The organism is Maritalea sp. YIW29, from assembly GCF_057219265.1.
In genome coordinates this window covers 175,383-200,485 of the sequence record NZ_JBXVVF010000001.1, presented here as the reverse complement: position 1 = coordinate 200,485, position 25,103 = coordinate 175,383, and the positions used below count along the sequence as shown (strand labels likewise).

Annotated in this window: 26 protein-coding genes; 13 read left to right on the top strand and 13 right to left on the bottom strand. The window is 49.7% G+C overall.

The window, feature by feature from the left end; translation table 11 throughout:
• Positions 1-51 precede the first annotated feature (51 nt).
• The 4 genes from AC2D8L_RS00965 to petA all read right to left on the bottom strand — a co-directional run bounded on the left by AC2D8L_RS00965 (position 52) and on the right by petA (position 3,472).
• The gene (locus AC2D8L_RS00965) at positions 52-579 is read right to left on the bottom strand and encodes an adenine phosphoribosyltransferase (protein WP_484683580.1); all 528 of its coding nucleotides are present in this window, start codon (positions 577-579) and stop codon (positions 52-54) included.
• Positions 580-838: 259 nt separating this feature from the next.
• Complete coding sequence (locus AC2D8L_RS00960; RefSeq protein WP_484683579.1) at positions 839-1,666, bottom strand: cytochrome c1; 828 nt, start codon at positions 1,664-1,666, stop codon at positions 839-841.
• Positions 1,667-1,673: 7 nt separating this feature from the next.
• Positions 1,674-2,936 (bottom strand): cytochrome b, encoded by a 1,263-nt coding sequence (locus AC2D8L_RS00955; protein ID WP_484683578.1) that lies wholly within the window; start codon positions 2,934-2,936, stop codon positions 1,674-1,676.
• Between the two features lie 11 nt (positions 2,937-2,947).
• Positions 2,948-3,472, bottom strand: a complete 525-nt coding sequence (gene petA, locus AC2D8L_RS00950) for a ubiquinol-cytochrome c reductase iron-sulfur subunit (RefSeq protein ID WP_484683577.1) — start codon at positions 3,470-3,472, stop codon at positions 2,948-2,950.
• A 270-nt stretch (positions 3,473-3,742) separates the two neighbouring features.
• Between petA and AC2D8L_RS00945 the strand changes: the two genes are divergently transcribed.
• The 5 genes from AC2D8L_RS00945 (at position 3,743) to AC2D8L_RS00925 (ending at position 8,263) form a co-directional block, all read left to right on the top strand.
• Complete coding sequence (locus AC2D8L_RS00945) at positions 3,743-4,213, top strand: tRNA (cytidine(34)-2'-O)-methyltransferase (protein WP_484683576.1); 471 nt, start codon at positions 3,743-3,745, stop codon at positions 4,211-4,213.
• On the top strand, positions 4,210-5,097 hold the full coding sequence (hemF, locus tag AC2D8L_RS00940; RefSeq protein ID WP_484683575.1) for an oxygen-dependent coproporphyrinogen oxidase: 888 nt from the start codon (positions 4,210-4,212) through the stop codon (positions 5,095-5,097). The genes AC2D8L_RS00945 and hemF overlap by 4 nt, the downstream gene beginning before the upstream one ends.
• A gap of 128 nt (positions 5,098-5,225) precedes the next feature.
• The gene (locus AC2D8L_RS00935; RefSeq protein ID WP_484683574.1) at positions 5,226-5,579 is read left to right on the top strand and encodes a YciI family protein; all 354 of its coding nucleotides are present in this window, start codon (positions 5,226-5,228) and stop codon (positions 5,577-5,579) included.
• Positions 5,580-6,812, top strand: coding sequence for an RNA polymerase sigma factor (locus tag AC2D8L_RS00930; protein WP_484683573.1), 1,233 nt, complete (start codon positions 5,580-5,582; stop codon positions 6,810-6,812).
• 323 nt (positions 6,813-7,135) lie between these two features.
• Positions 7,136-8,263 (top strand): AAA family ATPase, encoded by a 1,128-nt coding sequence (locus tag AC2D8L_RS00925; RefSeq protein ID WP_484683572.1) that lies wholly within the window; start codon positions 7,136-7,138, stop codon positions 8,261-8,263.
• A gap of 20 nt (positions 8,264-8,283) precedes the next feature.
• Here AC2D8L_RS00925 and AC2D8L_RS00920 read toward each other — a convergent pair whose 3' ends face one another.
• From AC2D8L_RS00920 to AC2D8L_RS00910, 3 genes are read right to left on the bottom strand one after another with little or no spacing between them, the layout of a single operon-like run.
• Positions 8,284-9,534: a CCA tRNA nucleotidyltransferase gene (locus tag AC2D8L_RS00920; protein WP_484683571.1), complete on the bottom strand. Its 1,251-nt coding sequence runs from the start codon at positions 9,532-9,534 to the stop codon at positions 8,284-8,286.
• Positions 9,527-10,162, bottom strand: coding sequence for a CoA pyrophosphatase (locus AC2D8L_RS00915; protein ID WP_484683570.1), 636 nt, complete (start codon positions 10,160-10,162; stop codon positions 9,527-9,529). Before AC2D8L_RS00915 ends, AC2D8L_RS00920 begins: the two co-directional genes overlap by 8 nt.
• A 39-nt stretch (positions 10,163-10,201) precedes the next feature.
• Positions 10,202-10,753, bottom strand: coding sequence for a GNAT family N-acetyltransferase (locus tag AC2D8L_RS00910; RefSeq protein ID WP_484683569.1), 552 nt, complete (start codon positions 10,751-10,753; stop codon positions 10,202-10,204).
• Positions 10,754-11,020: 267 nt separating this feature from the next.
• Between AC2D8L_RS00910 and AC2D8L_RS00905 the strand changes: the two genes are divergently transcribed.
• On the top strand, positions 11,021-11,956 hold the full coding sequence (locus AC2D8L_RS00905) for a glutathione S-transferase family protein (RefSeq protein WP_484683568.1): 936 nt from the start codon (positions 11,021-11,023) through the stop codon (positions 11,954-11,956).
• 4 nt (positions 11,957-11,960) lie between these two features.
• Here AC2D8L_RS00905 and AC2D8L_RS00900 read toward each other — a convergent pair whose 3' ends face one another.
• A complete protein-coding gene (locus AC2D8L_RS00900) occupies positions 11,961-12,461 on the bottom strand; it encodes an NUDIX domain-containing protein (protein WP_484683567.1) in 501 nt (166 codons plus the stop codon).
• 373 nt (positions 12,462-12,834) lie between these two features.
• Here AC2D8L_RS00900 and AC2D8L_RS00895 point away from each other — a divergent pair, with 373 nt between their 5' ends.
• The 3 genes from AC2D8L_RS00895 (at position 12,835) to murD (ending at position 16,413) form a co-directional block, all read left to right on the top strand.
• Entirely contained in the window at positions 12,835-13,731 is an 897-nt protein-coding gene (locus tag AC2D8L_RS00895; RefSeq protein WP_484683566.1) for a metallophosphoesterase family protein, read from the top strand.
• 68 nt (positions 13,732-13,799) lie between these two features.
• Positions 13,800-15,137, top strand: a complete 1,338-nt coding sequence (locus AC2D8L_RS00890; RefSeq protein ID WP_484683565.1) for a MurL-like N-terminal domain-containing — start codon at positions 13,800-13,802, stop codon at positions 15,135-15,137.
• A complete protein-coding gene (murD, locus tag AC2D8L_RS00885; RefSeq protein ID WP_484683564.1) occupies positions 15,121-16,413 on the top strand; it encodes a UDP-N-acetylmuramoyl-L-alanine--D-glutamate ligase in 1,293 nt (430 codons plus the stop codon). Before AC2D8L_RS00890 ends, murD begins: the two co-directional genes overlap by 17 nt.
• 45 nt (positions 16,414-16,458) lie before the next feature.
• On the opposite strand, the gene AC2D8L_RS00880 is transcribed toward murD, so the two are convergent.
• A complete protein-coding gene (locus AC2D8L_RS00880; RefSeq protein WP_484683563.1) occupies positions 16,459-17,433 on the bottom strand; it encodes a zinc-dependent alcohol dehydrogenase family protein in 975 nt (324 codons plus the stop codon).
• A 126-nt stretch (positions 17,434-17,559) separates the two neighbouring features.
• Between AC2D8L_RS00880 and AC2D8L_RS00875 the strand changes: the two genes are divergently transcribed.
• From AC2D8L_RS00875 to AC2D8L_RS00860, 4 genes are all read left to right on the top strand, one after another.
• Positions 17,560-18,468, top strand: a complete 909-nt coding sequence (locus AC2D8L_RS00875; protein ID WP_484683562.1) for a LysR family transcriptional regulator — start codon at positions 17,560-17,562, stop codon at positions 18,466-18,468.
• Positions 18,469-18,549: 81 nt separating this feature from the next.
• Entirely contained in the window at positions 18,550-18,873 is a 324-nt protein-coding gene (locus tag AC2D8L_RS00870) for a hypothetical protein (protein ID WP_484683561.1), read from the top strand.
• A 27-nt stretch (positions 18,874-18,900) separates the two neighbouring features.
• On the top strand, positions 18,901-19,239 hold the full coding sequence (locus tag AC2D8L_RS00865; RefSeq protein ID WP_484683560.1) for a DMT family transporter: 339 nt from the start codon (positions 18,901-18,903) through the stop codon (positions 19,237-19,239).
• Positions 19,240-19,650: 411 nt separating this feature from the next.
• Positions 19,651-19,782, top strand: coding sequence for a hypothetical protein (locus AC2D8L_RS00860; protein WP_484683559.1), 132 nt, complete (start codon positions 19,651-19,653; stop codon positions 19,780-19,782).
• A gap of 163 nt (positions 19,783-19,945) precedes the next feature.
• On the opposite strand, the gene mce is transcribed toward AC2D8L_RS00860, so the two are convergent.
• The 4 genes from mce to AC2D8L_RS00840 form a co-directional block, all read right to left on the bottom strand.
• Entirely contained in the window at positions 19,946-20,356 is a 411-nt protein-coding gene (mce, locus tag AC2D8L_RS00855; protein WP_484683558.1) for a methylmalonyl-CoA epimerase, read from the bottom strand.
• Between the two features lies 1 nt (position 20,357).
• Positions 20,358-22,499: a methylmalonyl-CoA mutase gene (gene scpA, locus AC2D8L_RS00850; RefSeq protein ID WP_484683557.1), complete on the bottom strand. Its 2,142-nt coding sequence runs from the start codon at positions 22,497-22,499 to the stop codon at positions 20,358-20,360.
• Positions 22,496-24,502 (bottom strand): acetyl-CoA carboxylase biotin carboxylase subunit, encoded by a 2,007-nt coding sequence (locus AC2D8L_RS00845; protein ID WP_484685133.1) that lies wholly within the window; start codon positions 24,500-24,502, stop codon positions 22,496-22,498. Before AC2D8L_RS00845 ends, scpA begins: the two co-directional genes overlap by 4 nt.
• A gap of 202 nt (positions 24,503-24,704) precedes the next feature.
• A complete protein-coding gene (locus AC2D8L_RS00840) occupies positions 24,705-25,103 on the bottom strand; it encodes a RidA family protein (RefSeq protein WP_484683556.1) in 399 nt (132 codons plus the stop codon).

Sequence of the window (25,103 nt, the reverse complement as noted above, 5' to 3'; positions counted from 1 at the left end):
GGAAAACCAAAGTGGGCAAATCACTTGAAACGGTCAAGTCATCAATTCTAATCAGTCGCCTTCGAATTCAAGCAAGAAATGGGTATTTACGTTCTGGGCTCGTACTTTGTCGGCACCACCCAAATCCGGAAGGTCAATCACGAAGGCAGAATGGTCAAGGGTTGCCCCAGTGCGGCGAATAAGTGTGATTGCGGCAATGGCGGTGCCGCCAGTGGCGACCAAATCATCCACCAACAGAACATTGTCGCCTACCTTTACCGCGCCTGCATGCATTTCGATGGTGTCGACGCCATATTCAAGTGCGTAATTTTGCCCAATGGTTTCACCGGGCAATTTGCCCGCCTTGCGAATGGGGATAAAGCCAACACCTAACTCAATTGCCAACCCAGCCCCAAAGATAAATCCGCGCGCCTCAATACCCGCGACATGGGTGATCCCCATATCTCTGAAAGGGTCGGCAAGCTTTTGAATGCTTTCCTTGAAACCTTCTGGATGTTCGATCAGCGAGGTAATATCGCGGAACATAACGCCAGGTTTTGGGTAATCAGGAATAGTGCGGATAAGTGACTTCAGGTCCATGGTTCGCGCCTTCATGGGTTGGCTGCTCGGACGTCTAAAACCAAACTTGGCCGCGCCCGCCATCCTTATGCATAGCAAGCCGCGAAGGCGATTGGCCAGCACCGTTTTAACTTCTGAAGCCAAATCCAACGATATTTTTGCCCCCCACCCTTAATCCCTCCCCACAAAGGGGAGGGAAAGAAGATGCCGCGCAAAATTCCAAAAAAAGGGGCCAGCCGTAGGCTGACCCCTAAATCTGTAATCTCTTCGCCGTTAAGGCTTAGTGATCGACGTTGCTCCATAAGCGACGTTTAACCAAGTACATCATGCCGGTCAGCAAAATGAGGAACAGGATCACACGGAATCCAAGTTCCTTACGTGCAGTCATATCCGGCTCTGCCATCCACATCATGAATGCAGAGATATCTTTTGCATACTGCTCAACTGTTTCGGGCGCAGTGCCTTCATAGTCCACAAGCTCATCAGACAATGGTGGTGCCATTGCGATTTTGTGGCCTGAGAAATAGTCGTTGTAGAATAGGCCGCCAAGGTCTTCACCGTTTGGCGCTTCATCATGATAGCCGACCATCAGATTGTAGATATAGTCCGCGCCACCTTCTTGATAGGCAGTGAAATAGTTGCCAATCCAGTTCGGGAATTTCTGCGGTACGTTACGTGCTTTAGCCAAAACTGAAAAATCAGGTGGGCTATTTGCCGCCTGGAAGTCCAACGGCGTTTCATAAATTGAAGGCCATGTATCCGCAGGGATACCCGGACGAACGCCGTCTTCAACTTCTAGATCCACGATATCATATGACTTAGCCAACGCTTTGACTTGCTCTTCAGAATATTCCGGTCCGCCTTTTTTTGAAAGCATGCGGAAGCTGAACAAGTTCGCCGTGTGACAAGCCGAACAAACTTCTTGGAACACTTGGAAACCACGTTGCAATTGGGCCGGATCATATTTGCCGAAGATGCCGGCAAACGACCATTCCTGCAAAACAGGATCTGGACCATCGCCGCCGCCAGCTGCAAGTGCAGAACCGGCAGACATTGTACCCGCTGCAAGAAGGACAGCACTGATGAGTTTTGTGAATTTTTTCATCATCTCTCTCCTATTCAGCCGCTTTCGGGGCGCTCTTTTGAAGAACACTTTCCGAGATACTAGCCGGCAATGGCTTCGTTGTTTCAATATTCGGCAAGAACGGCAAGATCACCAAGAAATAGATGAAATAGTAAGCCGTGCACAATTTGGCGAAGAACAGATAAACGCCTTCGGCTGGCTGTGCGCCAAGATATGTCAGGCCGATAAATCCAATCACCCACAACCAATAGAACCAACGGAACATTGGGCGGAAAGCGCCGGAGCGTACTTTTGAACGATCAAGCCATGGTACAAAGAACCAGATGATGATCGAGCCAAACATCATAATCACGCCACCAAGCTTACTGTCGATCGGACCCACATTGAAATCGATCGCACGTAGAATGGCGTAGAATGGCAAGAAGTACCATTCGGGCACAATGTGCGGTGGTGTCACCAATGGGTTGGCCGGAATATAGTTGTCTGGGTGGCCCAAAATGTCAGGCGCGAAGAACACGAACCACGCAAATGGGATCATGATCAACATCACCGCGAACAGGTCTTTCATCGTCAGATATGGGTGGAAAGGAACTGTGTCCGCTTTTGTTTTGACTTCAACACCAGTTGGGTTGCCATTGCCCGGTACGTGCAGCGCCCATATGTGCAGAGCAACAACGCCAACAAGCATGAATGGAAGCAAATAGTGCAGCGAGAAGAACCGGTTTAGGGTTGGATTATCAACCGCAAAGCCACCAACCAGCAATGTCTTGATACTGTCGCCAACAACAGGGATCGCCGAGAAGAAGTTCGTGATCACGGTCGCTGCCCAGAAGCTCATTTGGCCCCAAGGAAGAACATAGCCCATAAAGCCAGTTGCCATCATCAACAAGAAGATCGTACAGCCCAAAATCCACAAGACTTCACGTGGTGCCTTATAAGATCCGTAATACAAACCACGGAAAATATGCACATAAACAGCGAAGAAGAAGAAGGAAGCGCCGTTTGCGTGGGTGGCTTGAATATAGCGGCCCCAGTTCACGTCGCGACGAATATGCTCAACCGAGTTAAACGCCAAATCAACATGTGGCGTATAATGCATGGCAAGCACTACACCGGTCACAATTTGGATGACCAAGAAGATCGCCAAAATCGCACCAAACGTCCACCAGTAGTTCAAGTTCTTTGGCGATGGAAAATCGACAAATGAATCATAACCAAGGCGGATAATGGGAAGACGTTCGTCCATCCATTTTTCAAAACCAGTATTTGGTTTGTAATTACTTTTATGTTCCATCAGACTGCCCCTTAACCAATCTTAATCACTGTGTCGGACGTAAAATTGTAGTCCGGAACAATTAGGTTTTCAGGTGCAGGACCCTTACGGATACGACCAGCAGTGTCATAGTGCGAACCATGGCATGGGCAGAACCAACCATGATAATCGCCCGCCTCACCCACTGGGATACAACCCAAATGCGTGCAAACACCGATCATAACAAGCCACTCTTCGTGACCCTCTTTCACACGTTCCGCATCTGTTTGTGGATCTTTAAGATCCTCAAGCGGCACAGCTTTCGCTTCTTCAATTTCTTTTTCCGTCCGACGACGGACAAAAACAGGCTTTCCGCGCCACTTAACAGTGACACTTTGCCCAACTTCAATAGAAGAGATATCTAACTCGATGGATGCCAACGCCAAAGTTGAAGCGTCTGGGTTCATCTGGTCAACTAGCGGCCATGCGACGGCGCCGACGCCAACCGCGCCAACGGCGCCCGTTGCAATATAGAGAAAATCTCTTCTGTTCGGTTCTGATGTGCTTTGTGTAGCCAAGGTCTAAGATCCCTACCTAAGATCGTTCATCCGCTCCCGATACGCTATCCGTTCAGCAGATAGCAGAATCACCCCCATCTGAAACAGATGAAGCGGAAATCGAATTTCTTTTTGCACTCTATAAAGCGCTTGTCCAGCCTTCGCAGTGCGAACTGATAAAAACTGCGACACAATACCCTAGAAATTTGCGATATTTGCACTATGAATGACGCCTGAACTGTTTTTCTAACGCGTAAACGCCTCAACAAGACCAAAGCAAAGATCTAATTCGTGACTGTTTCCCTCGCCCTTTACCAACCTGATATCCCGCAGAACGCAGGCACATTGATGCGGCTTGGCGCGTGTTTGGACTTGAAGGTCCATCTTATTCACCCGACCGGTTTTCTATTTACGCAGAAATCATTTCGTCGGGCAGGCATGGATTATCTGGATCAAGTTGACCTAGTTGAGCATAAAAACTTTGAAGCATTTAACGACTGGCGCACAGAGGCCGAACAACGCTTGGTATTGCTGACCACCAAATCATCCATTCCCCACACTGAAGCTGCATTTACAGACAATGACATATTGATGGTCGGTCGGGAAAGCGCGGGCGTGCCTGATGATGTGGCAGAAATATCAGACCTCAACCTGCGCATCCCCATGCGACAAGATACACGCTCCATCAATGTCGCCATCGCCGCCTCACTTGTGCTAAGCGATGCGCTGAGACAAACCAGACATTGGGCAAACCTGACATGAGCGATTTCGATCTAGAGCAAAAAAAGCAAACCGCAAGCGCTTGGTTTAAAGACCTGCGCAATCAAATCTGCGCCAGCTTTGAACAACTCGAAGATGAATTGGCTGGTCCGATGAGCGATCTAGAACCGGGGCGGTTCAACAGAAAACATTGGGACCGCACCGACCAAACCACCGGCCAACCGGGTGGTGGTGGCGAAATGTCGATCATGCATGGCCGTGTATTTGAAAAAGTCGGTGTGCATATTTCAACCGTCCATGGTGAGTTTTCTGAGGATTTTGCTAAGGGCATGCCGGGCACTGAAAAATCGCGCGCGTTTTGGGCAAGCGGCATTTCGCTGATCGCCCATTTGCAAAACCCTAACGTCCCAGCCGTTCATATGAACACCCGAATGGTCGCCACGCAGGATTGGTGGTTTGGCGGCGGCGGTGACCTCACCCCGGTGCTCGACCGTCGACGCATACAAGAAGATCAAGACACCATTGATTTTCACGCCGCGATGAAATCCGCTTGTGACGCACACGAATGCGCTGACTATGAAAAATACAAAAAGTGGTGTGACGACTATTTCTACTTGCCCCATAGAAATGAACCGCGTGGCACCGGCGGCATATTCTATGATCGGCACAATTCAGGCAATTGGGATGCGGATTTCGCATTCACCCAAGACGTTGGCCGCCAGTTTAAAGACATTTACACAGAGCTTGTGCGTCGTAACTTCAATGATGAATGGACAGATGCGGACCGTGAAGAGCAATTGGTGCGCCGTGGCCGCTATGTGGAGTTCAACCTGCTTTATGATCGAGGCACCACGTTCGGTCTGAAAACCGGCGGCAATGTTGAGAGTATTCTTTCTTCCATGCCCCCTGCGGTTAAATGGCCATAAGTCGGGTCTCGACTAAAAATTCAAAAAAATTTCTCATCTTTGTCGAATCCGTCATATCCTGATCGACAACAGGGTATAGGCGCCAAACAGTGCGCCTAAATTGGGAACAACTTAAAAGGTGAGAAACAATGCAATTCATGGCTCTTATTTATAATGCAGAAGGTTCTGAAGCGTCTTACGAAGGCGGTATGGAACAGATCATGGCCGACTATTGGAAGTTTGGCGAAGAAGCCAAAGCCGCTGGCGTAATGGTAACCGGCGACGCGCTTGAAGCCGTTTCAACAGCCACTTCAATTCGCAGCCGCAATGGCAAGGTGGACCTCACTGACGGACCATTCGCAGAAACTAAAGAACAACTTGGCGGTTACTATTTGCTTGAATGCAAAGACTTAGACCAAGCGATTGAATGGGCACAAAAGATCCCAACGGCCAAATATGGCACAATCGAAGTTCGCCCAGTTATGGTTTTCGACCAAAAGTAATTGAGCAATATTCAAACCCATCTGACCCGTGTTTTACGCAACGACTCGGGTCGGATCTTAGCGAGCCTCATCAAGAGTTTCGACGATTTTGACAAAGCCGAAGATGCGCTGCAAGACGCAGCGACTGAAGCGCTGCGCGTTTGGCCGAACAACGGTCTGCCTGACAATCCCGCAGCATGGTTGCACACCGCCGCTAAACGGCGCGCCATCGACAAGATGCGCAAAGAGCAACGGCACAATGCCAAGCAAACCCAGCAATTCTTGATGGATCTAGATGCCGACAAGGACGAGATGGCCGAAACTGATTATGACATACCTGACGAACGGTTGCGGCTTATCTTTACCTGCTGTCACCCGGCTCTATCCAAGGAAGCGCAGCTGGCCCTTACCTTGCGCACCCTTGGCGGCTTGACGGTCCGCGAAATTGCCCGCGCCTTTTTATCCAGCGAAACCGCCATGTTGCAGCGCATCACCCGCGCAAAAAAGAAAATCCGCGACGCGGGCATTGCCTATGAAGTGCCAAAAACTGAGCAGATCGCCGAGCGACGTCAAGCGGTACAGAAAACCATCTATTTGATTTTCAACGAATCCTATTCCGCCTTTGAAGGCCAAACACTAACCAGAGAAGACTTGGCAAACGAAGCCATTCGGCTCGCGGCTTTGCTTTTTCATCTCGACCCTCATCCGGAAACCGGTGGACTGTTGGCGTTGATGCGGTTCAGCCACGCGCGCCGCAATGCGCGAACTGATGATGACGGGCAAATGGTTAGTTTAGATCTGCAGGACCGCTCGCTTTGGGATCACGACGCAATCCAACAGGCCCAGCTACTATTGGTTGAGCAATTCAAAATCGGGCAATTCGGCCCCTATCAAATGCAAGCAGCCATCAGTGGGCTACATTGTGGCGCTAAAAGTTGGGCACAAACAGATTGGCAGCAAATCGCGGCCCTTTATGGCGCGCTTTCATCGTTTGATCCCTCTCCCGTTGTAAAACTCAACGCTGCAATGGCCATAGCCAATATGGGCCACCCAAACCAAGCGCTTGAAAACCTTGTTGAACTTGAAACGCCGCTCAATGAATATCAGCCATTTTATGCGGCGCGGGCGGAGGTTTACATCATGCTCGGACAAACAGACCTCGCGCGGCATGACTTGCAAAAGGCCATCGCACTATCGGCAAATCTGGTTGAAAAACAATTTCTGCAAAACAAGTTTACCCAACTTGATGCGTGAATTGGGAACCGAATTTTAACCAATTGCTAACCATAATAATTGTTATGAAAGCACAACTTTACGGACAGAATGTCTCGAGATGGAAGGCTAACGAGATGTGGCGCGCGTCTCGTCAAAAGCACATCAAGGCTGACAGGCAACTCAATCAAACATTGAACCAGTCGATCTTTCAGGGCCTTAACAACTTCACATACGGTCAAAATTCACTCATCATCCAAGCCGCAACGCAACGCATTAACAAGATCGCTTGACGGACCTGCATACGGTTGTCACTTTCAACCGATATATTTCCTGCATCTGCGATTCTACGGTTTGGAAACAAAATGCGCCTAGTTCGAGCCCATATTTCGGGCTACCGATCAATTAAATCTATCCACTTTCCATTAGATAATCTGAACGTGTTAATCGGTGAAAACGGTGTAGGAAAAACCAACCTATATCGGGCGCTTCAACTTTTGCGCCACGCCGCTATCGGCGACCTTGCTATAGAATTAGCAAAAGAAGGTGGCATGGCCAGCGCATTTTGGGCGGGCAACTTCCCAAGAGGAAAAGATCGTCGCATCATCGTCGATATCGAATTGCAAAATGTCATCAACAGCATGGACAGCGTACAATTCCGTATCGAAATTGGCCTACCCAGCAAATATGATGCAGCCTTTGAGCTAGAGGCACAAATCAAGCTGGAACGGCTTACCCTTGTTTCTGGTGGACGACGTTCCGTGCTATTTGAGCGCCAAGGTCCATCGGCCTGGGCACGGGGAAAAAGCGGAAAGAAGGTCCAGCTGGATCAAAGCTTCATGGCAAGTGAAACAGCCATAAGCACAATCAGGAACGCGGACTTCCCGGAAATCGATATCGTTAGAAACGCGCTGGTGCAATGCCGATTCTACGGGCATTTCAGAACGGACATAAACTCACCTATTCGCCAAGACGCTTTGGCCACAACGGCTCCCATATTGTCCGAAAACGGCGATAATCTAGCGGCGGTGTTTGCCACCCTGCGCCACATTCGCAACGATACATATGACCTTGATAGATTAATCGAAGAAGCCTTCCCCGGCGCACATCTTGATGTTCCAAGCCCTAGCGAATTCGCGCAATTCGCAATGCAATACGAAGAATTTCCAAGCCGTCTATTCTCGCCCAAAGAGCTTTCGGATGGCACGATACAGTTCCTAGCGCTTACCGGAGCGCTCATGTCGTACCGACTGCCCTCTTTCATCGCATTGAACGAACCCGAGCACAGCCTACACCCATCGCTGTTGCCTGCCCTTGCAAAAATGATCTCACTCGCTGCCGAACGAACGCAAATAGTGGTCGTCACCCATTCATCGGTCTTAGCAGATGCAATAGAAGATGAAACGGGTGTCCGCCCCTACCACATCATCAAAGAAAATGCCGAAACATGGATCGAAGGCCTGTCGCTTACGGGTCAATTTATCGATGAATGAGGTGAAAAGCTGCGCCAGATTTAATGGTCCAACAATTGCTCCGCGGTTAGAGCAAACCCACTTTCAACCCAACGCATTTCAAGTTTCTTCAACTCTTCACCAAGCTTAGGGCCAGCTTCAACACCCTTATCCATCAAGTCTTGGCCCTTCACAGGAAACGTGGGTGCATCCCACGATTGGGCCGTTTTTAAGAGACGCGCATAAGCCGCTGATTTTTCAGTTGCTTCCAAACTCTCAGCTGATTTTTGCCGCATATTGGCAAGGGAAAGCTGCAATGCTGAACTGATCGCCGGTTGGTCCCCCCAGTAGATAAGGGCTTTGAGTTTCTCGTCTGTCATCTCTGATGAGACACCATCCACCATGGCCCATTTTTGCAATTGATCGGCTTCCGCATTGGAAAGGCGCAATCGTTTTGCCAGTGCGGTCAATTTGTCGGCCATCGGCGGCAAAATGGACTTAAGGCGCAACATTGGATCAATGGTCCAATCAAGATCCGCTTCAGCAGCGACCAAGCCGTGTATTGCATCAATGCCCCATTTCTCGCCTTCCGGCAAAATCAGCGCCAATACACCAGTGGTACGCATCCACAATAGCGAACGCGATGGATCAGGTGCACTCAAAATCTTTTTGGTTTCCTGCCAAATCCGCTCTGGCGACAAGTTCTCCAAACCAGATCGTCCACCAACGGTGGCTTTCAGCCCTTCAGCATCTGGGCGACCGGAGCCGTAATAGGCAAAAAAGCGATAGAACCGCAAAATACGCAGATAATCTTCTGCAATGCGTTTTTTTGCATCCCCGATGAACCGCACTTCGCGCTTGATACAATCATTTAAGCCATCAAGCGGGTCCAACAATTCACCGTCTGGGCCCAGATATAAAGCGTTGAAGGTAAAGTCGCGGCGCTTCGCGTCGTCTTTCCAGTCACCACCAAATTCGACAACAGCATGCCGACCATTGGTTTTGATGTCTTTGCGCAGAGATGTGACTTCAAATGTTTCGCCTTCAATCAAAAGCGTAACCGTGCCATGTTCCAAACCGGTTGGGATCGTTTTGATGCCGGCCTGTTCGGCGCACTCGATCACATCTTGGGGCGAAAACATCGTCGCCATATCAACGTCGCCTGTTGGCTCACCCAAGATGGTGTTGCGTACAATACCGCCTACGGCCTTGGTTTTGCCGCCTGCGCCATCAAGCAACTCAAAGGCTTTTTGAACACTTGGTCGTTTCAGCCAATCGGCACTGCGCAACTTTTGCAAAATTTCTTCACTCATGATCGGCCAATTCCTGCACCAAAGCTGTTTCTCTAAACATCCGGGTCATTGAAGCGGTGATGCCCCAAATCGCTCTATCCTGAAAATCAATCCGCCATGTCTCGCGCGTCTTCGCATCACCGCGTACAAATCGAATTTTCGAGTAATGAGCATCTGGCATGAGATGTGTTAACGGCACCTCAAAAAAACTCGCAACTTCGTGGGGATTGGCCGTGAATGGCCGATTGGGACGAATAATGCCGACCACCGGCGTGATCATATAATTTGAACCTGTCAAATAGTTGGGCAAATAGCCGATCACCTCAACATCTGAGGCATGTAGATCAACTTCTTCGTGTGCCTCACGCAGCGCAGCAACAGTGGCGTTGCCGTCTTCGGGATCAATTTTGCCGCCCGGAAAAGCGATTTGCCCGGCATGGGCACGCATGTTTGCCGAGCGTTCAATATAAAGAACTTGGCTCCCAATTTCGCGCTCCACCAATCCAATTAGAACAGCAGAAGGTGTTGGCGACTTATGAGCATTGATTGGCGGCATGCCATCTAACTTATGACAACCAACATCATCTTCATCAGACGGTCGTTCCAGCAAGCGGGAGGCGAGACGTGAGATCAGCGTCGGCTCTGACATAGATTATTGTCCTTATCGGAGATTGCAGCCCCCGTGAAATTAGTCGACCCATTTGGTGATGGGGCCTTCAAGTCTTTTGCCCATACTATCATCTTTTGCCGCAACCAAAACCCGTGCTGGGTCCACAGGTGCGGGAAACTCAATTCGCTCCGGCAATGTGGGCCCAAAACCTAATGGGGCATAATATGGCGCATCACCAACAAGCAACACAAACTCGCATCCCGGCACTGTAAAAGCCTTTGCCACAACTTCGCGCACCAACAGGCGACCAGCGCCCATTTTTCGTTTCGTGGGATCGGTTGCCAGTGGGCCAAGCAAATATCCATTTAGCCCCGATACATTGATGGCGGACATTTTAACATTGGCGAAGGGTTGATCATCGAGTTCAGCCACAAGGCATAAATTTTCTTCAACACCGAACCGTTCCCGAATGCGAAATGCCGCACGAGCGAACCGACCTGGGCCAAAACAAAGGTCGTGTAACTCGTCGATCCAAGTTTGATCCGCTTCAACTTCGTGCCGAACAGCAAGTTGAAGTGATTTTTGGCCAGAGTCGGCCAACATAGATGTAGCGGTAGTGTTGAAAGTCATGAAATTTGCTCATGCGAGAGTGGACGTCAAAAGGGGCGCGATAGGATTATCGCGGTCGTCGGACTCGTCGCAGTGCAAAAATAGAATTGTTCATATTTTTTCAAGTAGCATTGCCAAAAACCAATGTCGAGCAGAAATATTCCATAAGATTAATGGGTGGCACCGAATTAGCACAAGATAAGGAACAATCAGTTCCTTATTAGATGGTTCAATCGCAACAATAATCCCCTATCTTTCACCCCAGCGATTTGAACGAAGGAATTCTCGATGGGTATGTTAGTGAACGGTCTTTGGACCAATCAATGGTATGACACCAAATCATCTGGTGGGCATTTTAAACGCAAAGAAGCAAATTTCAGAAACTTTGTCACCAAAGATGGATCCGCTGGTCCAACGGGAAAAGCAGGATTTAAAGCAGAAGCTGGCCGCTACCATCTCTACATTTCAAACGCCTGCCCATGGGCGCACCGCACGATGATTTTTCGCAAGCTGAAACAGCTTGAAGATTTGATCACGGTGACTGTTGTCGACGCCAAAATGCCAGACGAACATGGATGGACCATCACCAAAGGTGAAGACCCGATCAACAATGCCAAGACCATGTGGCAAGTCTATGTGGCTGCAGACGAAGATTACACCGGCCGTGTCACCGTTCCCGTTTTGTGGGACAAAAAACTGAGCACAATCGTTTCCAACGAGAGTTCAGAAATCATTCGGATGTTCAACACCGAGTTCAACGATATTACCGGCAATCAAGACGATTACTATCCAGAGCAATTGCGCACCCAAATTGGTGAAATCAACGCACGCATTTATAGCGATATCAATAATGGCGTTTATAAGTCAGGCTTTGCGACGACCCAAGAAGCCTATGACGGTGCAGTCACGGCATTGTTCAAATCCCTTGATTGGGTTGACGATATTTTGGACAACAACAAATATCTAACGGGCAACACGCTGACTGAGGCAGACTGGCGCTTGTTCACAACATTGGTGCGTTTTGACCCAGTTTATGTCGGCCACTTCAAATGCAACATCAAACGAATTGCGGATTATCCAAACATCACCCGCTTGGTTGAAGAACTGATGAAGGTGCCTGGCGTGGCCGAAACCATCAATATGGATGACATCCGAACCCACTATTACTGGTCGCACACTTCAATCAACCCGCACCGTATTGTCCCAGCTGGCCCCGCGGTTTAAACCGCTACCAGTTTTCTGAAATTGTGACGCCACCAAAATATTCCGCAACGCGGCGCTTGGTGGCGTCGCTTACGTCTGTGGGCAGGTCGTCAACCTCGAACCATCCCATTTCAGCAATTTCTGCATTGGATTCGAATGCGCGCCCTTGTTCGAAGTTCTTAAACACAAATAACGCCACATGATCGCGTCGGGACGCATCGGCATTGTGATAAAGCGATAAAAACTGCCCATCATCCAATACCTGGTAGCCTGTCTCTTCGAACAGCTCGCGTTTGGCAGTCTGCAGCACGCTGTCTCCAGCCTCGACGCCACCGCCGGGAAACAGCCAACCTGTTGTATAGGTGTGTTTGATCAGCAGGACCTTTTTGCCATCAACAAGCATCGCCCGCGCACCAAGTGTGGTGCGTCGCCAAAACCCCATGATGAACAAAAATACGCGCGATTGGTAACGTTCAAACAATGGCGTATGGATGCCTCGCATGAACATTTGAATGAGTTTGGGCATAAAACTATCCGTCCATGTGATCAAATTCGCAACATTGCCTTTTTTTCCACATAGCTTTTGTACATAGTGCGCCCGAACAGTGCTAGGCCCTGTGGGCGGATTGGAGACAGGTTTCGTGAGACAACTGGCAAGAAATAGACTTAAAATCCCTGCAGTGCGTATCATAGATTCGGTCAAAGGGATTTTGAGGCTAGTTTGCAGCCAATTGCCTCACCCAAAGGGCCGGGCATTCCTCGCCCAATCTCCACGCAAAACCTTCTCACCGATGCTTTAGCATCGCTATCGTTGATTTTGCCTGATCTTGAACAAGGACTGCTCCGGCGAAATCTATCTCCAATCCGCCCACAGGGCCAAACCAGTTGAAAATTGCCATATGCCGAAAATTGCCCATATATCTGACATCCACCTTGGGCCGTTGCCAGCCATCTCGCCGTTGGACTTGCTGAATAAGCGCATCACTGGATATGCAAACTGGAAATTATCCCGCAAGGGGCAAATGCCTTCCGGGCTACTCCATGATTTAACCGAACACCTAAAGTCCCAATCACCAGACCTAGTTGCCGTCTCCGGTGATTTGGTCAATTTGGCTTTGCCCTTAGAATTTGACAATGCACTTCATTGGCTCAAAGCGCTCGGCACAACTGAAAAGGTCGCTGTAATCCCGGGCAATCATGATGCATATCTTGCCAACAGTTTAGACATCGCCACGCAAAAATGGGGTGACTATATGAAGGGCATGACCCTTAGCGACAACCAGTTCCCGTTTTGGCGGCAACAAGATGGTGTCGCCCTTATTGGTTGCTCCAGCGCCATCGCAACGCCACCATTCTTTGCCCATGGCGAATTCGATGAAGAACAGGCAGAACGGCTTGCCGAAATTCTAAAAATCACAGGACAAGCCGGACTGTTTCGCATGGTCATGATCCATCACCCGCCTCATGATGACGTAAAACAGATTTGGAGACGGGGCCTAAAGGGACGAGACATTTTCAGGCGCGTGATTAAAGAACATGGCGCGGAAATTGTGCTGCATGGCCATTTGCATCGTTCAATGATCAACCCGCTTGAAGGCCCACATGGTGAAGTACCATTGATCGGTGTTGCATCTGCCGCGTCAGGACATGGAGGTAAACATTCCCCTGCCCGCTACATCCTTTTTGACGTGCACAAACTGGGCTCCAAATTTGAATGCCAGATGATCGAATATGGTTATCAACGGATTGGCGACGGAATAACCAAACGTCTTGATATGATGTTGTCTTCTGCCTAAGACGCCATCAAACCTTGTGCAAGCGCTCAAACTGAATTATCGCTTGGTAAAAACATGCAAAGCGCACCATGACTGAATTTTCAATTTTGCGGCCCGAATTCAATATCGAAACTGGCGAAGTGAAATGTCACTATCGTCTGGCGGAGCATGAATTCACTGAGCGACTAGAGCTTGGCATTCGGTTTGCCGAAGATGCCGCAAAATCAGATGCATTTGCCCGCACACTTGATCTTGCTGCGGCAATTTTGGGGGTCAGTTACTTCAAGCTTCTAGCGCCAAAGCAAATTAATGCATCCGAACTAAAGCTGACCGAAACAGCGCAAACCCTGGTCAAAGATATTTACGAAAATGGATTGGGTGAGTTTTACGCCAGAAACGACCTGCAGCGTTTTGGTCAAATTGAATATCAGTTTCGCACAACTCAAGACACAGCAGCTAAGGCACAGAGCCAAACCAATGCGTTAGTTTTGATCGGCGGCGGTAAGGACTCGCTACTTTCGGTGAATTTGATGGAAGAGGCCAAATGGAACTTCACACCTTTTGCCGTGAACCCAAAGGGTCCCATCATTTCTTCCATCGACCGTATGGAGCAAACGCCGCTTTTCGCCCGTCGATATCTCGATCAGAAAATGCTCAAGCTCAATTCTGAACATGGCTTCTTCAATGGGCATGTGCCCTCCACAGCGATCAATTCGATTATCGCTGCCCTCGTGGCTCAACTTTATGGCAATAGCCATATTGTCCTTTCCAATGAGCGAAGCGCGAGTGAAGGCAACCTGGAGTTTGATGGACGAGAGGTCAATCACCAACATTCGAAAAGTTTAGACTTCGAGCGATTGTTCGCCAACGCCCTGAAGTCGATAGTTGGCGACGCCATTGGCTATTTTTCAGTTTTGCGCCCCTTCTCTGAATTGCAAATTGGTGCATTGTTCGCCAAAAGCACGCGCTTTGACGGCTCATTTTCTTCCTGCAATGAAAATTTCAAACAAGACGCAACAGGCCCAGCCAAATGGTGCGGCAATTGCCCCAAATGTCATTTCGTTTCTCTAATCTTTGCGCCCTTCATGTCGCCAAATCGGTTGACCAGCATTGTTGGGAAAAACGTGTTGGATGATCAAGCCAAACTTGCCCCGATGCGCGACCTATCTGGCCTAACGGGCCACAAACCGTGGGAATGTGTCGGCGAGATATTGGAAGCCGCGGCGGCACTTTATCAGCTCAACTCGATACCCGAATGGCAGAACGCGATTGTGGTCAAAACACTTAAGCCTGAACTTGAAGCCTTTTATGGTGCGCAAAAACTCCGCAACGCCTGGGCAGATGCGATGACGCCAAGTGACGAACATGCAATCCCCGAAAATCTATATACTCTAATCGAGCAAAACGAGCATGCAGATGCAAATTGATGGTGCAGTTGTCCTTTATGGCGCGGGACGCGAGGCCCGTTCAACCCGTAAATTCTTGGCTGAAGTCGCGCCAGAAACGAAGGTTTATGTGACCGTCGATGACGGCGAAGCAGACGTGCCAGATTGCACGCAGATTTCACCAACCGAACTGCAAGCTATGTTTGACAACAAGGAAGTTGGACTTTTGGTGCGTTCAGCTGGGGTTTCAATTTACAAGCCCGAACTCATCGCCGCCAAAGAAGCCGGCATTCAAGTCACTACGAATATCAACCTTTGGGCCAAACATCGGCGCGGCAGCGCCAAAGTGGTCGCGGTGACCGGCACCAAGGGCAAGAGCACAACTGTAAAACTGACCGAAACAATGCTGAAATGTGCGGGTATTGACGCGCGGCTTGGCGGCAATTTTGGCGTTGCGCCGCTGGATCTGGATGACCACGACATTATCGTGATGGAGCTGTCATCCTATCAAGTGGCCGACCTTGAAATGCAACCCGACTTCGTCGGCTTCACCAACCTCTTCCCCGAGCACATCAATTGGCATGGCAGTCTTGAACAATATTATTTCGACAAAATGAACTTGTTGCGTCGTGATGAGCGCTATTCCTATGCGTTGGGGATGCAGGCGACTGTAAATCAAAAAGTACAAGCCAATCTGCCAAAGTTCGCCAACGAGCTACCGCCGCCGTCAGCGGACATGGTCGCCGCCCTTCATGGCACCATGCGAAAATCAAAGCTCAAAGGCCCGCACAATGTGGACAATATGATGATTGCGGCAAAACTTGCACTAGGCCTAGGCGCGAGCGAAGAGGCCATTTTGCAAGGCCTTGAGAGCTTCGCCCCCCCAGCGCATCGCCTTGAAGAGCATAAAGTTGGTGAGCTGACTATCGTGGACGATTCTATTTCCACAACGCCTGAGGCCACCAAAGCGGCGCTAGCAACCTATCCGGAGACACGCATCGGCCTAATCGTTGGTGGGTTCGATCGCGAGCAGGAATATCATGACCTAGCCTTTGAGATTAAAAACTCATCCGTCACGACATTGGCTTGTCTGCCCAATACAGGCCATCGGCTTGCAGAAGCTGTCCGTGAGTTGGATTTGGACATTACGCTGATTGAAGCTGATAGTTTGGCTGATGCCATGGACGAATTGGGCAAGCATCGAGATCAGTTTGATACATTGATCCTGTCGCCTGCAGCGCCGTCCTTCAACCAATTCAGAGATTATATTGAACGCGGCGAAACATTCGTCGCGCTTGCAAACAAGCTTTTTGCCTGAAGCAATAGACGCCGATCCAAAGACCGGCGTCCAGATGTTCGAAAACTAGGCAACTAGCAAAATTTTGCCGTCACGCCCGCTTTGCGCTGCATGTTCAACAGCATTTTTGATGTCGCTAAGCGAGTAAGTAGCGTCAATCTTTGCCCCAAGTTTGCCGCCAAGCACCAACGGTATTAGCGCGCCAAACAATTGCTGTTTCTCTTCAGCAGTTGCTGTCTGATACCATTTGGCAAGCCAGAAACCTTTGACTTCAATCTCCTTAAAGATGACGGAACCCAGATTGATCGCAGGTGTCACCACGCCAGACATAACACCAAAAACAACCATGGTGCCACCCTGAGATAAACTGTCCACCATGCGGGAAAATGTTTCGCCGCCAACACTGTCAATACCCAGTGAAATCGGCGCGCCATCAGTTGCGGTTTTAATCTGCTCAAGCAAATCATCGCCATCAACCAGAACAACATCCGCACCCAAGGCCAACAGCGCGTCACGTGCATCTTCCCGACGGACAATATTGACTGTTTTGATGCCTTTTAGGGCGGCGAGCTGAATAACATATTGGCCAACTGCCGAGTTTGCAGCACTTTGGATCAGCCAATCACCTTCTTTCAACTCTCTGAAAGAGTTCAAAAGCAGATGGGCAGTTGCTGGGTTTACGGTGATCATCGACATCTGTTCATCATTGCCATGCGGCACAGGGATAAAGCCCGCGGCAGGGCCCGTAATTTCTTCGCGCCATGTGCCGCCACTGGTCAGCAAAACGCGCTGACCGAGTTCAAACCCACTAACGCCAGCACCAAGTTCAATAACTTCGCCAATGCCCTCGCCACCTGCGACAGCTGGCAATTGAGGGACTGTTCCGTACTGCCCCGAAATTTCGAGCAAGCTAGCAGGGTTGATTGGGGAGGCCAGCATTTTGACCCGAAGTTCGCCATCTTGAAGATCAGCGGAAGCCACATCCGACACCTGCAAAACTTCTTTTGGGTCGCCCAATTCTTTATATTCTACAATCTTCATTTTCGCTCTCCATATTGAGTAATTATTGTGATATTGGGTATATATGTGGAAACGGATGGCGATAAATATACGAATTTGCGCATCAGTTTTGTCATATCGACAACAATAAGTGTATTAGACCTTTCTATGGATAAGATTAGAGCATTAGAATATTTTATGAAGGTGGCCGACACGGGCAGCTTCTCAGCGGCTGCTAAATCATTTGGCGTGCCGCCTTCTTCAATCTCGCGTCGCATACAAGATTTGGAAGCCTCGCTGGGCGTCAACTTGTTGCACCGAACAACGCGATCTGTTCGGCTGACCGAGATTGGTTCAATCTATCTGGAACAAATCCAACCAGCAGTTGGCGCAATTGCCTATGCAGACGAAATCATCGGCAATCAATCTGACGAACCTTCGGGGCTATTGCGGGTCACCACGTCGCCGGCTTACGGGCGGTTGCATTTACTGCCCGCGCTCAACAAACTTCGGGACCGCTACCCGAAGCTGCTCTTCGATATTGAACTCTCGGACAAAATCGCCAACCTCGCATCCAACGATGTCGATATTGCCGTACGCGCAACAACGAGCCCACCGGAGCGAGCAGTTGCGCGAAAACTATGCGATGACACCTATCAGTTGGTGGCTGCACCATCATATCTTGAGAGAATGGGGCGCCCGCAAAAAATTGAGGACGTGAAAGATCACCACGCGCTGATCTATCGAAATGCGGTCGCCCCCGTGAGCTGGCATGCCAAAACAGATAGTGGATGGCTCGATGTGCCGACAACGCCCTCATATTTGTGCAGCGACGGGGCAGAATTAATGCGCGAGTGCCTTGATGGCGGCGGGCTGGCCTTGCTGCCAGAATGGAGCCTTTCACCCTATCTAAACTCCGGACAACTGGAAAAGGTTGAATTTGAAAATGCCAAACTTTCAGTGTTTCGAACGGAAAACGCCGCTGTATATCTATTATATCACCGACCCAAATATCGATTAAACAAAATAAAGTTCACCGTCGATTTTCTTGTATCCACACTTACGGTCAGAACGTAGCCAAACTGCAACCAACTCGCGATATTGATTGCGTGGCATTTATTGGTATGGTCTAGGTTGATATTTTTAAGGAGATTGCCAGTGACCCACCAATTTGGACTTGCTACATATCGGCTTGGAACTGACGCGGGTACTCTGATTGCTGAATGGATCACGGATGACCAGGAGGGTCCTGAATCAGAAGTGGGCATAGGTTTAGCCAGAGCGACCGATCAAAATACTGACCAGTTTGAAGGCAACTACACTGTCGAATATTGGCGCGATATCGACGTCCATAAATTCACACTAGACATTGAAAGAAGTGGGACATTTTACAAATTATTTTGGTCACGCGATGGCGAGATACAAAATACTGGATTTGGGTTCGTTAGCAACGGACTGTTGGTTGCTGGATACACACGCTAAATCAATTCAAGTTTGAAAGACACAAATATGCCACCCGGCTATTTCTACCTTTTGGTCGCCATCGTTGGCGAAGTCATCGCCACCGCCGCGCTGAAAGCTTCAGACGGCTTTAGCCAAACCATCCCCTCAGTCTTGGTTGTGGTGGGATATGGATTGGCATTCTACTTTCTCAGCCTCACATTAAAGACGATACCGCTGGGGATTTCCTATGCTATTTGGTCGGGTGTGGGCATTGTCGGCATCTCAGTCATTGGCTGGTTTGTCTACAAACAACCATTGGACCTCCCCGCCATCATCGGCATGGTGATGATTTTGGGCGGCGTCGCCATAATCCATTTATTTTCCAAAGCCGGTGGCCTGCATTAGTTCAGCGCTTGCCAAGCGTTAGATTTGCATGAATTGTTAATCTTCCATTTAGCTAGATGGGGCAACTAAGCATCAAATTTTCATCTTTTTTAACCAATTCCGCAATTGCGAGTTCTGCTAAATAGCTGTTTTTAAACGATTTAACATCTTCGCTAAATTTTTACCTTGTTTCTTACCAGATTGAAAATCGCCATCACGCAAAATCAGTTTCAATCGCTACATGAAGTGGCGCTTGAAAGTGAGGAGCTAGGACATGGTTTTGTTTCTTTTGACCATATCAGCAGCGTTGATTGTTTATGGATATCACCAACCAAATTCACAAACTTTGGCACGGTCGGGCATCTATAAACACGCGCACGAGCCGCACACTCACGACAATCGTACAAATTATTAAGTTAACGGGGTAATATAATGAAAACACTTGCAGCAACTACTTTGCTATTCATGTTGGTCACTGCTGGCCTAGCTTTGGATTTTTCTGTCAACATGTCCGATGCACCAACAAACCTATCAGCGCCGGTTCAAGTAAGCTCAATCTACTAAAGCGTATGCGCTCGAGTTCGTTCCCTTATGAACCGGGCATCCCTTCCCATACGCAACTTGGGTGTTGACGACGCATTGCCGTCGGCCACCCAATTAAGTGGAGCATTGAGTTGAAATCAAGAACCAACAATTAAGCCTCAGCAGCAACTGCTTGAGGCTTAATTCATTTTTGGACCTCTTCTAGCTCGATCAATGTGCCGTCAAAATCCTTCGGGTGAAGGAACAATACTGGCAATCCGTGCGCGCCAATTTTAGGCTCGCCATCGCCAAGAACGCGGGCGCCTTCGCTTGATAGTTTTGCGGCAGCGGCGCGAATGTCTTCAACTTCAAAGCACATGTGATGAATGCCCCCTGATGGGCTATTTTCCAAGAACTTTGCAATCGGTGAGTTTTCACCAAGCGGATGGAGTAGCTCGATCTTCGTGTTGTCCAGCTGAACGAAAACGACCGTTACGCCATGTTCGGGCAAGTCTTGTGGCACAGACACTTCAGCGCCGAGCAAGTCGCGGTATTTCGCGGTTGCTGCGTCCAAATCTGGAACTGCAATAGCGACGTGATTGAGTTTTCCGATCATCTTATTCGTTCCTCAACTTGCCCTCAATGCGGCTCATCACTGCATTGGCAGCATCAAGCACATTTGTGCCGGGACCAAAAATGTCAGCAACACCTGCATCGCGCAGAGCCTGATAGTCCTGTTCAGGGATTACGCCACCAGCGAATACGGAAATGTGCCCAGCATCATTTTCGTTCAATATATCAATAAGTTCGGGGATCAATGTCTTATGGCCAGCCGCTAAAGAGGATGCACCGATGCTATCCACTTTAAGATCGATTGCCTTCGCAGCAACTTCGGTGGGCGTTTCAAACAGGTCACCAATGTGAACATCAAATCCCATATCGGCGAACGCGGTGGCGATGACTTTTGCTCCGCGATCATGCCCATCTTGACCCATTTTGCCGATGTAAATGGAAGGTTTACGTGACTGCCCAAGATCAAATTCGGCAATGCGCGACTGGATCGCCTTATATTCTGGGTCGTCACCATATTGGTGATCATATACGCCAGATATCACCTTGGTGGATGGTTTGTGTCGGTCGAACACCTCCTCCATCGCATCTGAAATTTCACCCAATGTTGCCCGTGCCCGTGCCGCGTCGATTGCGGCGGCCAGCAGGTTACCCTCACCTGTTTTTGCAACTTCGCGCAAAACATCGAGCGTTTCTTGCCATTTTTGCGGGTCGCGGGATTCGCGGATTTTCTTGATCGAAGCAATCTGCTCCAGCCGAACCGCCTTATTGTCGATATCAAGAATATCTAGATCATCTTCTTGATCTAGCCGATAGCGATTAACACCAACAATGACATCCTCGCCTTTATCCACCCGCGTTTGGCGAATGGCAGCAGCGCGCTCAATTTCAAGCTTTGGTGTGCCTTCTTGCACGGCTCTCGTCATGCCGCCTTGGGCTTCAATGTCTTTGATCACAGCACCGGCTTTTTCCACCATTTCAGCGGTTAAGCTCTCGACATAATAAGAACCACCCAATGGGTCGACCACATCCGTAACCCGCGTTTCATGCTGCAAAATGAGTTGCGTATTTCGCGCAATCCGCGATGAAAATTCGGTCGGCAGTGCAATTGCTTCGTCGAATGAATTGGTGTGCAAGCTTTGCGTGCCGCCTAAAACAGAGGCCATCGCCTCGTAGGCTGTGCGCACCACATTGTTGTATGGGTCTTGTTCGGTCAGCGACACACCCGACGTTTGACAGTGCGTACGAAGCATCATTGATCGTGGGTTCTTCGCGCCCAAATCCTTCATAATGTCAGCCCAAAGAGTACGGGCAGCCCGCAGTTTGGAAACTTCCGTGAAGAAGTTCATGCCAATGCCGAAAAAGAACGACAATCGACCGGCAAACGCATCAATGTCCAAGCCTTTAGCTTGCGCTGCACGCACATATTCAATGCCATCAGCGAGCGTATAGGCGAGTTCTTGAACCGCCGTCGCCCCTGCCTCATGCATGTGATAGCCAGAGATCGAAATCGAATTATATTTGGGCATAAATTCAGCGGTATGGGCGATAATGTCCGCAATAATCTTCATGCTCGGCTCAGGCGGATAGATGAAGGTGTTACGCACCATAAACTCTTTTAGGATGTCATTTTGGATGGTGCCGGACAATTTGTCCTGCGAGACGCCCTGCTCTTCTGCCGCGACAACAAACATCGCTAAAACCGGGATCACCGCGCCGTTCATGGTCATCGATACGGACATTTGGTCGAGCGGAATGCCGCCGAACAAGACCTTCATATCCTCGACGCTATCGATAGCAACGCCAGCTTTACCAACGTCACCCGTTACGCGCTCATGGTCGCTATCGTAACCACGGTGGGTCGCCAGATCGAAGGCTACCGAAAGACCTTTTTGGCCTTTTTCGAGCGCTTGGCGATAGAACTTATTGCTCTCTGTCGCTGTCGAAAAGCCAGCATATTGGCGGATCGTCCAAGGGCGGTTTGCATACATGGTGGCCCGAACGCCGCGCGTAAATGGCGCTTCGCCCGGCATTGCGTCGCCCGCATTCGCTGGCGCGTCTTCTGCGAAATAAACTGGTTTTACATCCAGCTCGCCATATTGGGTTTCTAGCGCGTCAACCGGCTTACCGCGAAGTTCTCCCTCGGCTATGCCCTGCCATTTCTTGTAGGTTTTGGACTTGATGCTCATTGGTCTTCAAACTCCATGATCACTTCGTCCACCGCCAACACAGAACCAACCCCAGCCGCGATGGATTTCACCACGGCCTTCTTTTCTGCCCGCAGCACGTTTTCCATCTTCATCGCTTCAACGATAGCAAGCGCTTGCCCGTCTTCAACAACATCGCCCTCTTTGACTTCAAGCCGCACGACCTGTCCGGGCATTGGGCACAATAGATATTTGGACATATCTGGCGGCAATTTGATCGGCATGTGCACCATGAGATCGGCTACGCGCGGCAACAGCACCTGAACCTTTAGGTCGGCGCCCCGATAACGCATTTTGAACCCATATGAGGTGCGGGTGACTTGCACGACCATGTTTTTCTGGTCGCCCACGCGGCCTTTAGCCAGTGTATCGCCGGGTGCCCAATTACACTCAATGCGGATCAGCGTTTCAAAATTTTCTTCATGTTCCTGCCAGATCACAGCGTCATTTTGAACGGCAAAGTCAAACCGAACCTCACCAATAATCACACTACGTTCATTGCCATTCAGGCCAATATCAAGCGTTGTTGCTTCGGAAAAACCACGGGTCTCGACTTTATACGCCATATGGGCCGCCAATCCGGCCAGCAATTTCAACGACGCTTTGGGCAGCTCAACCCCGTCAAATCCATCTGGGAATTCTTCGGCGATATAGCCAGTGGTCAAGCGACCTTCTTTAAAGCGGTCCTGTTCCATCACCGCCGACAAGAACGGAATATTGTGGCCAATGCCTTCCAGTTCGAACCCGTCTAGCGCATCTGACATGGCTTCAATTGCCGTCAAACGATCAGGTGCCCAAGTGCATAATTTTGCAATCATCGGGTCATAAAAAGTGGAAATCTCCCCCCCTTCAAACACACCCGTGTCGTTGCGCACAATCAGGCTGTCAGTCGTAATTTCAGACGGCGGGCGATAACGTGTCAAACGGCCAATGGAGGGGAGGAAATTGCGATAGGGATCCTCGGCATAAAGCCGGGACTCAATTGCCCACCCATTGAGCGTGACCTCATTTTGGCCGATTGCAAGCTTTTCGCCCGCCGCTACGCGGAGCATTTGCTCCACAAGATCAATCCCTGTGATCATTTCAGTGACAGGGTGTTCCACCTGCAACCGTGTGTTCATCTCAAGGAAGTAAAAATTTCTGTCGCCATCAACGATGAACTCCACCGTACCAGCGCTTGAATAACCAACCGCCTGCGCCAACGCACACGATTGCTCGCCCATCTTCTTGCGGGTTTCCTCATCCAAAAATGGAGAAGGCGCTTCTTCAATAACTTTCTGGTTGCGGCGCTGAATGGAACATTCACGCTCGCCCAAATAAATGCAATTACCGTGCTTATCCGCCAGCACCTGAATTTCGATATGACGTGGATCGGTGACAAACTTTTCGATGAAAATCCGATCGTCGCCGAAACTTGATGCTGCTTCCGATTTTGAACGGTCAAATCCTTCCCGCGCTTCATCATCGTCCCAAGCAATCCGCATCCCCTTGCCACCGCCACCAGCGGAAGCTTTAATCATCACCGGATAACCGACCTTGTTGGCAATCTTCACAGCATCTTCGGCATCTTCGATCAAACCCATATGTCCGGGCACAGTAGAGACGTTCGCTTCAGCCGCGATCTTTTTGGACGTGATTTTGTCGCCCATCGCTTCGATGGCTTTAGGCGGCGGACCAATAAAAGTGATGCCGGCTTTTTCCAGTTGATCACAAAACGCTGCGTTTTCACTCAAAAACCCGTAGCCCGGGTGCACAGCCTCTGCGCCCGTTTCCTGGCAGGCTTTCATGATCCGGTCACCCAGCAAATAGCTTTCGGCTGCAGGCGATCCACCAATATGCACCGCCTCGTCCGCCATCTCGACATGCAACGCTTCGCGGTCTGCATCTGAATATACGGCAACGGTTTTGATGCCCAGCTTCTTGGCGGTTTTGATCACCCGGCAAGCAATTTCGCCCCGGTTTGCAATTAGGATTTTTGAGAACATTTTGTTTTGTTTCTCCATCTTCACCCACCAGATCAAAGCCTAGATGAGTTCTTTTTTTTGTCGTTGTCGGGTCAGCCATGTGGCGCGAACCAAATGCGTCCCGACAATCCAGGCAGCGTCGAAATCTCGACCGGATCCTCAGGTCAGCCTGCGCGGTGTGAGCGCCACTCAGTTGCTCGAGGATGACGAGAAAGATTAAGAGTTACTCAGGCCGTCGACACACAAAATCAATTTCAACCAGCGCCTCAAGCGCCAATCCGGTTACACCAATTGTGGTGCGTGCCGGACGGCGGTCTGCCGGGAAAAATGACTGATATGTTTCGTTGAACTGTGCATAGTCGCCGTAAAAATCAGTGAGATAACAACGCGCCATCATCACATGGCTTAGGTCCAACCCAATGCCGCTAAGAACGATTTTGAGGTTCTCCATCACGCGAATAGTCTGCGCTTCAATGCCCTCAGGCAATGGGGCGTCGGGCGCGTTTGGGTCTGTTGGCATTTGGCCCGTAACGAACACCCAACCGTTTGCCTCAGTCGCGTGCGAAAATGGTGCCACAGGTCGTGGGCCATCTGAAATCATATGAAATAGCGGATCTGTCAT

Coding starts and splice junctions, on each gene's coding strand:
- AC2D8L_RS00875 (WP_484683562.1), top strand. CDS start 17,560: ATGGATAAGATTAGAGCATTAGAATATTTTATGAAGGTGGCCGACACG.
- AC2D8L_RS00895 (WP_484683566.1), top strand. CDS start 12,835: ATGCCGAAAATTGCCCATATATCTGACATCCACCTTGGGCCGTTGCCA.
- AC2D8L_RS00955 (WP_484683578.1), bottom strand. CDS start 2,936: ATGGAACATAAAAGTAATTACAAACCAAATACTGGTTTTGAAAAATGG.
- murD (WP_484683564.1), top strand. CDS start 15,121: ATGCAGATGCAAATTGATGGTGCAGTTGTCCTTTATGGCGCGGGACGC.
- AC2D8L_RS00960 (WP_484683579.1), bottom strand. CDS start 1,666: ATGATGAAAAAATTCACAAAACTCATCAGTGCTGTCCTTCTTGCAGCG.
- AC2D8L_RS00900 (WP_484683567.1), bottom strand. CDS start 12,461: ATGCCCAAACTCATTCAAATGTTCATGCGAGGCATCCATACGCCATTG.
- AC2D8L_RS00890 (WP_484683565.1), top strand. CDS start 13,800: ATGACTGAATTTTCAATTTTGCGGCCCGAATTCAATATCGAAACTGGC.
- AC2D8L_RS00880 (WP_484683563.1), bottom strand. CDS start 17,433: ATGAAGATTGTAGAATATAAAGAATTGGGCGACCCAAAAGAAGTTTTG.
- AC2D8L_RS00905 (WP_484683568.1), top strand. CDS start 11,021: ATGGGTATGTTAGTGAACGGTCTTTGGACCAATCAATGGTATGACACC.
- AC2D8L_RS00860 (WP_484683559.1), top strand. CDS start 19,651: ATGAAAACACTTGCAGCAACTACTTTGCTATTCATGTTGGTCACTGCT.
- AC2D8L_RS00915 (WP_484683570.1), bottom strand. CDS start 10,162: ATGTCAGAGCCGACGCTGATCTCACGTCTCGCCTCCCGCTTGCTGGAA.
- AC2D8L_RS00925 (WP_484683572.1), top strand. CDS start 7,136: ATGCGCCTAGTTCGAGCCCATATTTCGGGCTACCGATCAATTAAATCT.
- mce (WP_484683558.1), bottom strand. CDS start 20,356: ATGATCGGAAAACTCAATCACGTCGCTATTGCAGTTCCAGATTTGGAC.
- AC2D8L_RS00910 (WP_484683569.1), bottom strand. CDS start 10,753: ATGACTTTCAACACTACCGCTACATCTATGTTGGCCGACTCTGGCCAA.
- AC2D8L_RS00920 (WP_484683571.1), bottom strand. CDS start 9,534: ATGAGTGAAGAAATTTTGCAAAAGTTGCGCAGTGCCGATTGGCTGAAA.
- hemF (WP_484683575.1), top strand. CDS start 4,210: ATGAGCGATTTCGATCTAGAGCAAAAAAAGCAAACCGCAAGCGCTTGG.
- AC2D8L_RS00965 (WP_484683580.1), bottom strand. CDS start 579: ATGGACCTGAAGTCACTTATCCGCACTATTCCTGATTACCCAAAACCT.
- AC2D8L_RS00840 (WP_484683556.1), bottom strand. CDS start 25,103: ATGACAGATCCGCTATTTCATATGATTTCAGATGGCCCACGACCTGTG.
- scpA (WP_484683557.1), bottom strand. CDS start 22,499: ATGAGCATCAAGTCCAAAACCTACAAGAAATGGCAGGGCATAGCCGAG.
- AC2D8L_RS00935 (WP_484683574.1), top strand. CDS start 5,226: ATGCAATTCATGGCTCTTATTTATAATGCAGAAGGTTCTGAAGCGTCT.
- AC2D8L_RS00865 (WP_484683560.1), top strand. CDS start 18,901: ATGCCACCCGGCTATTTCTACCTTTTGGTCGCCATCGTTGGCGAAGTC.
- AC2D8L_RS00845 (WP_484685133.1), bottom strand. CDS start 24,502: ATGTTCTCAAAAATCCTAATTGCAAACCGGGGCGAAATTGCTTGCCGG.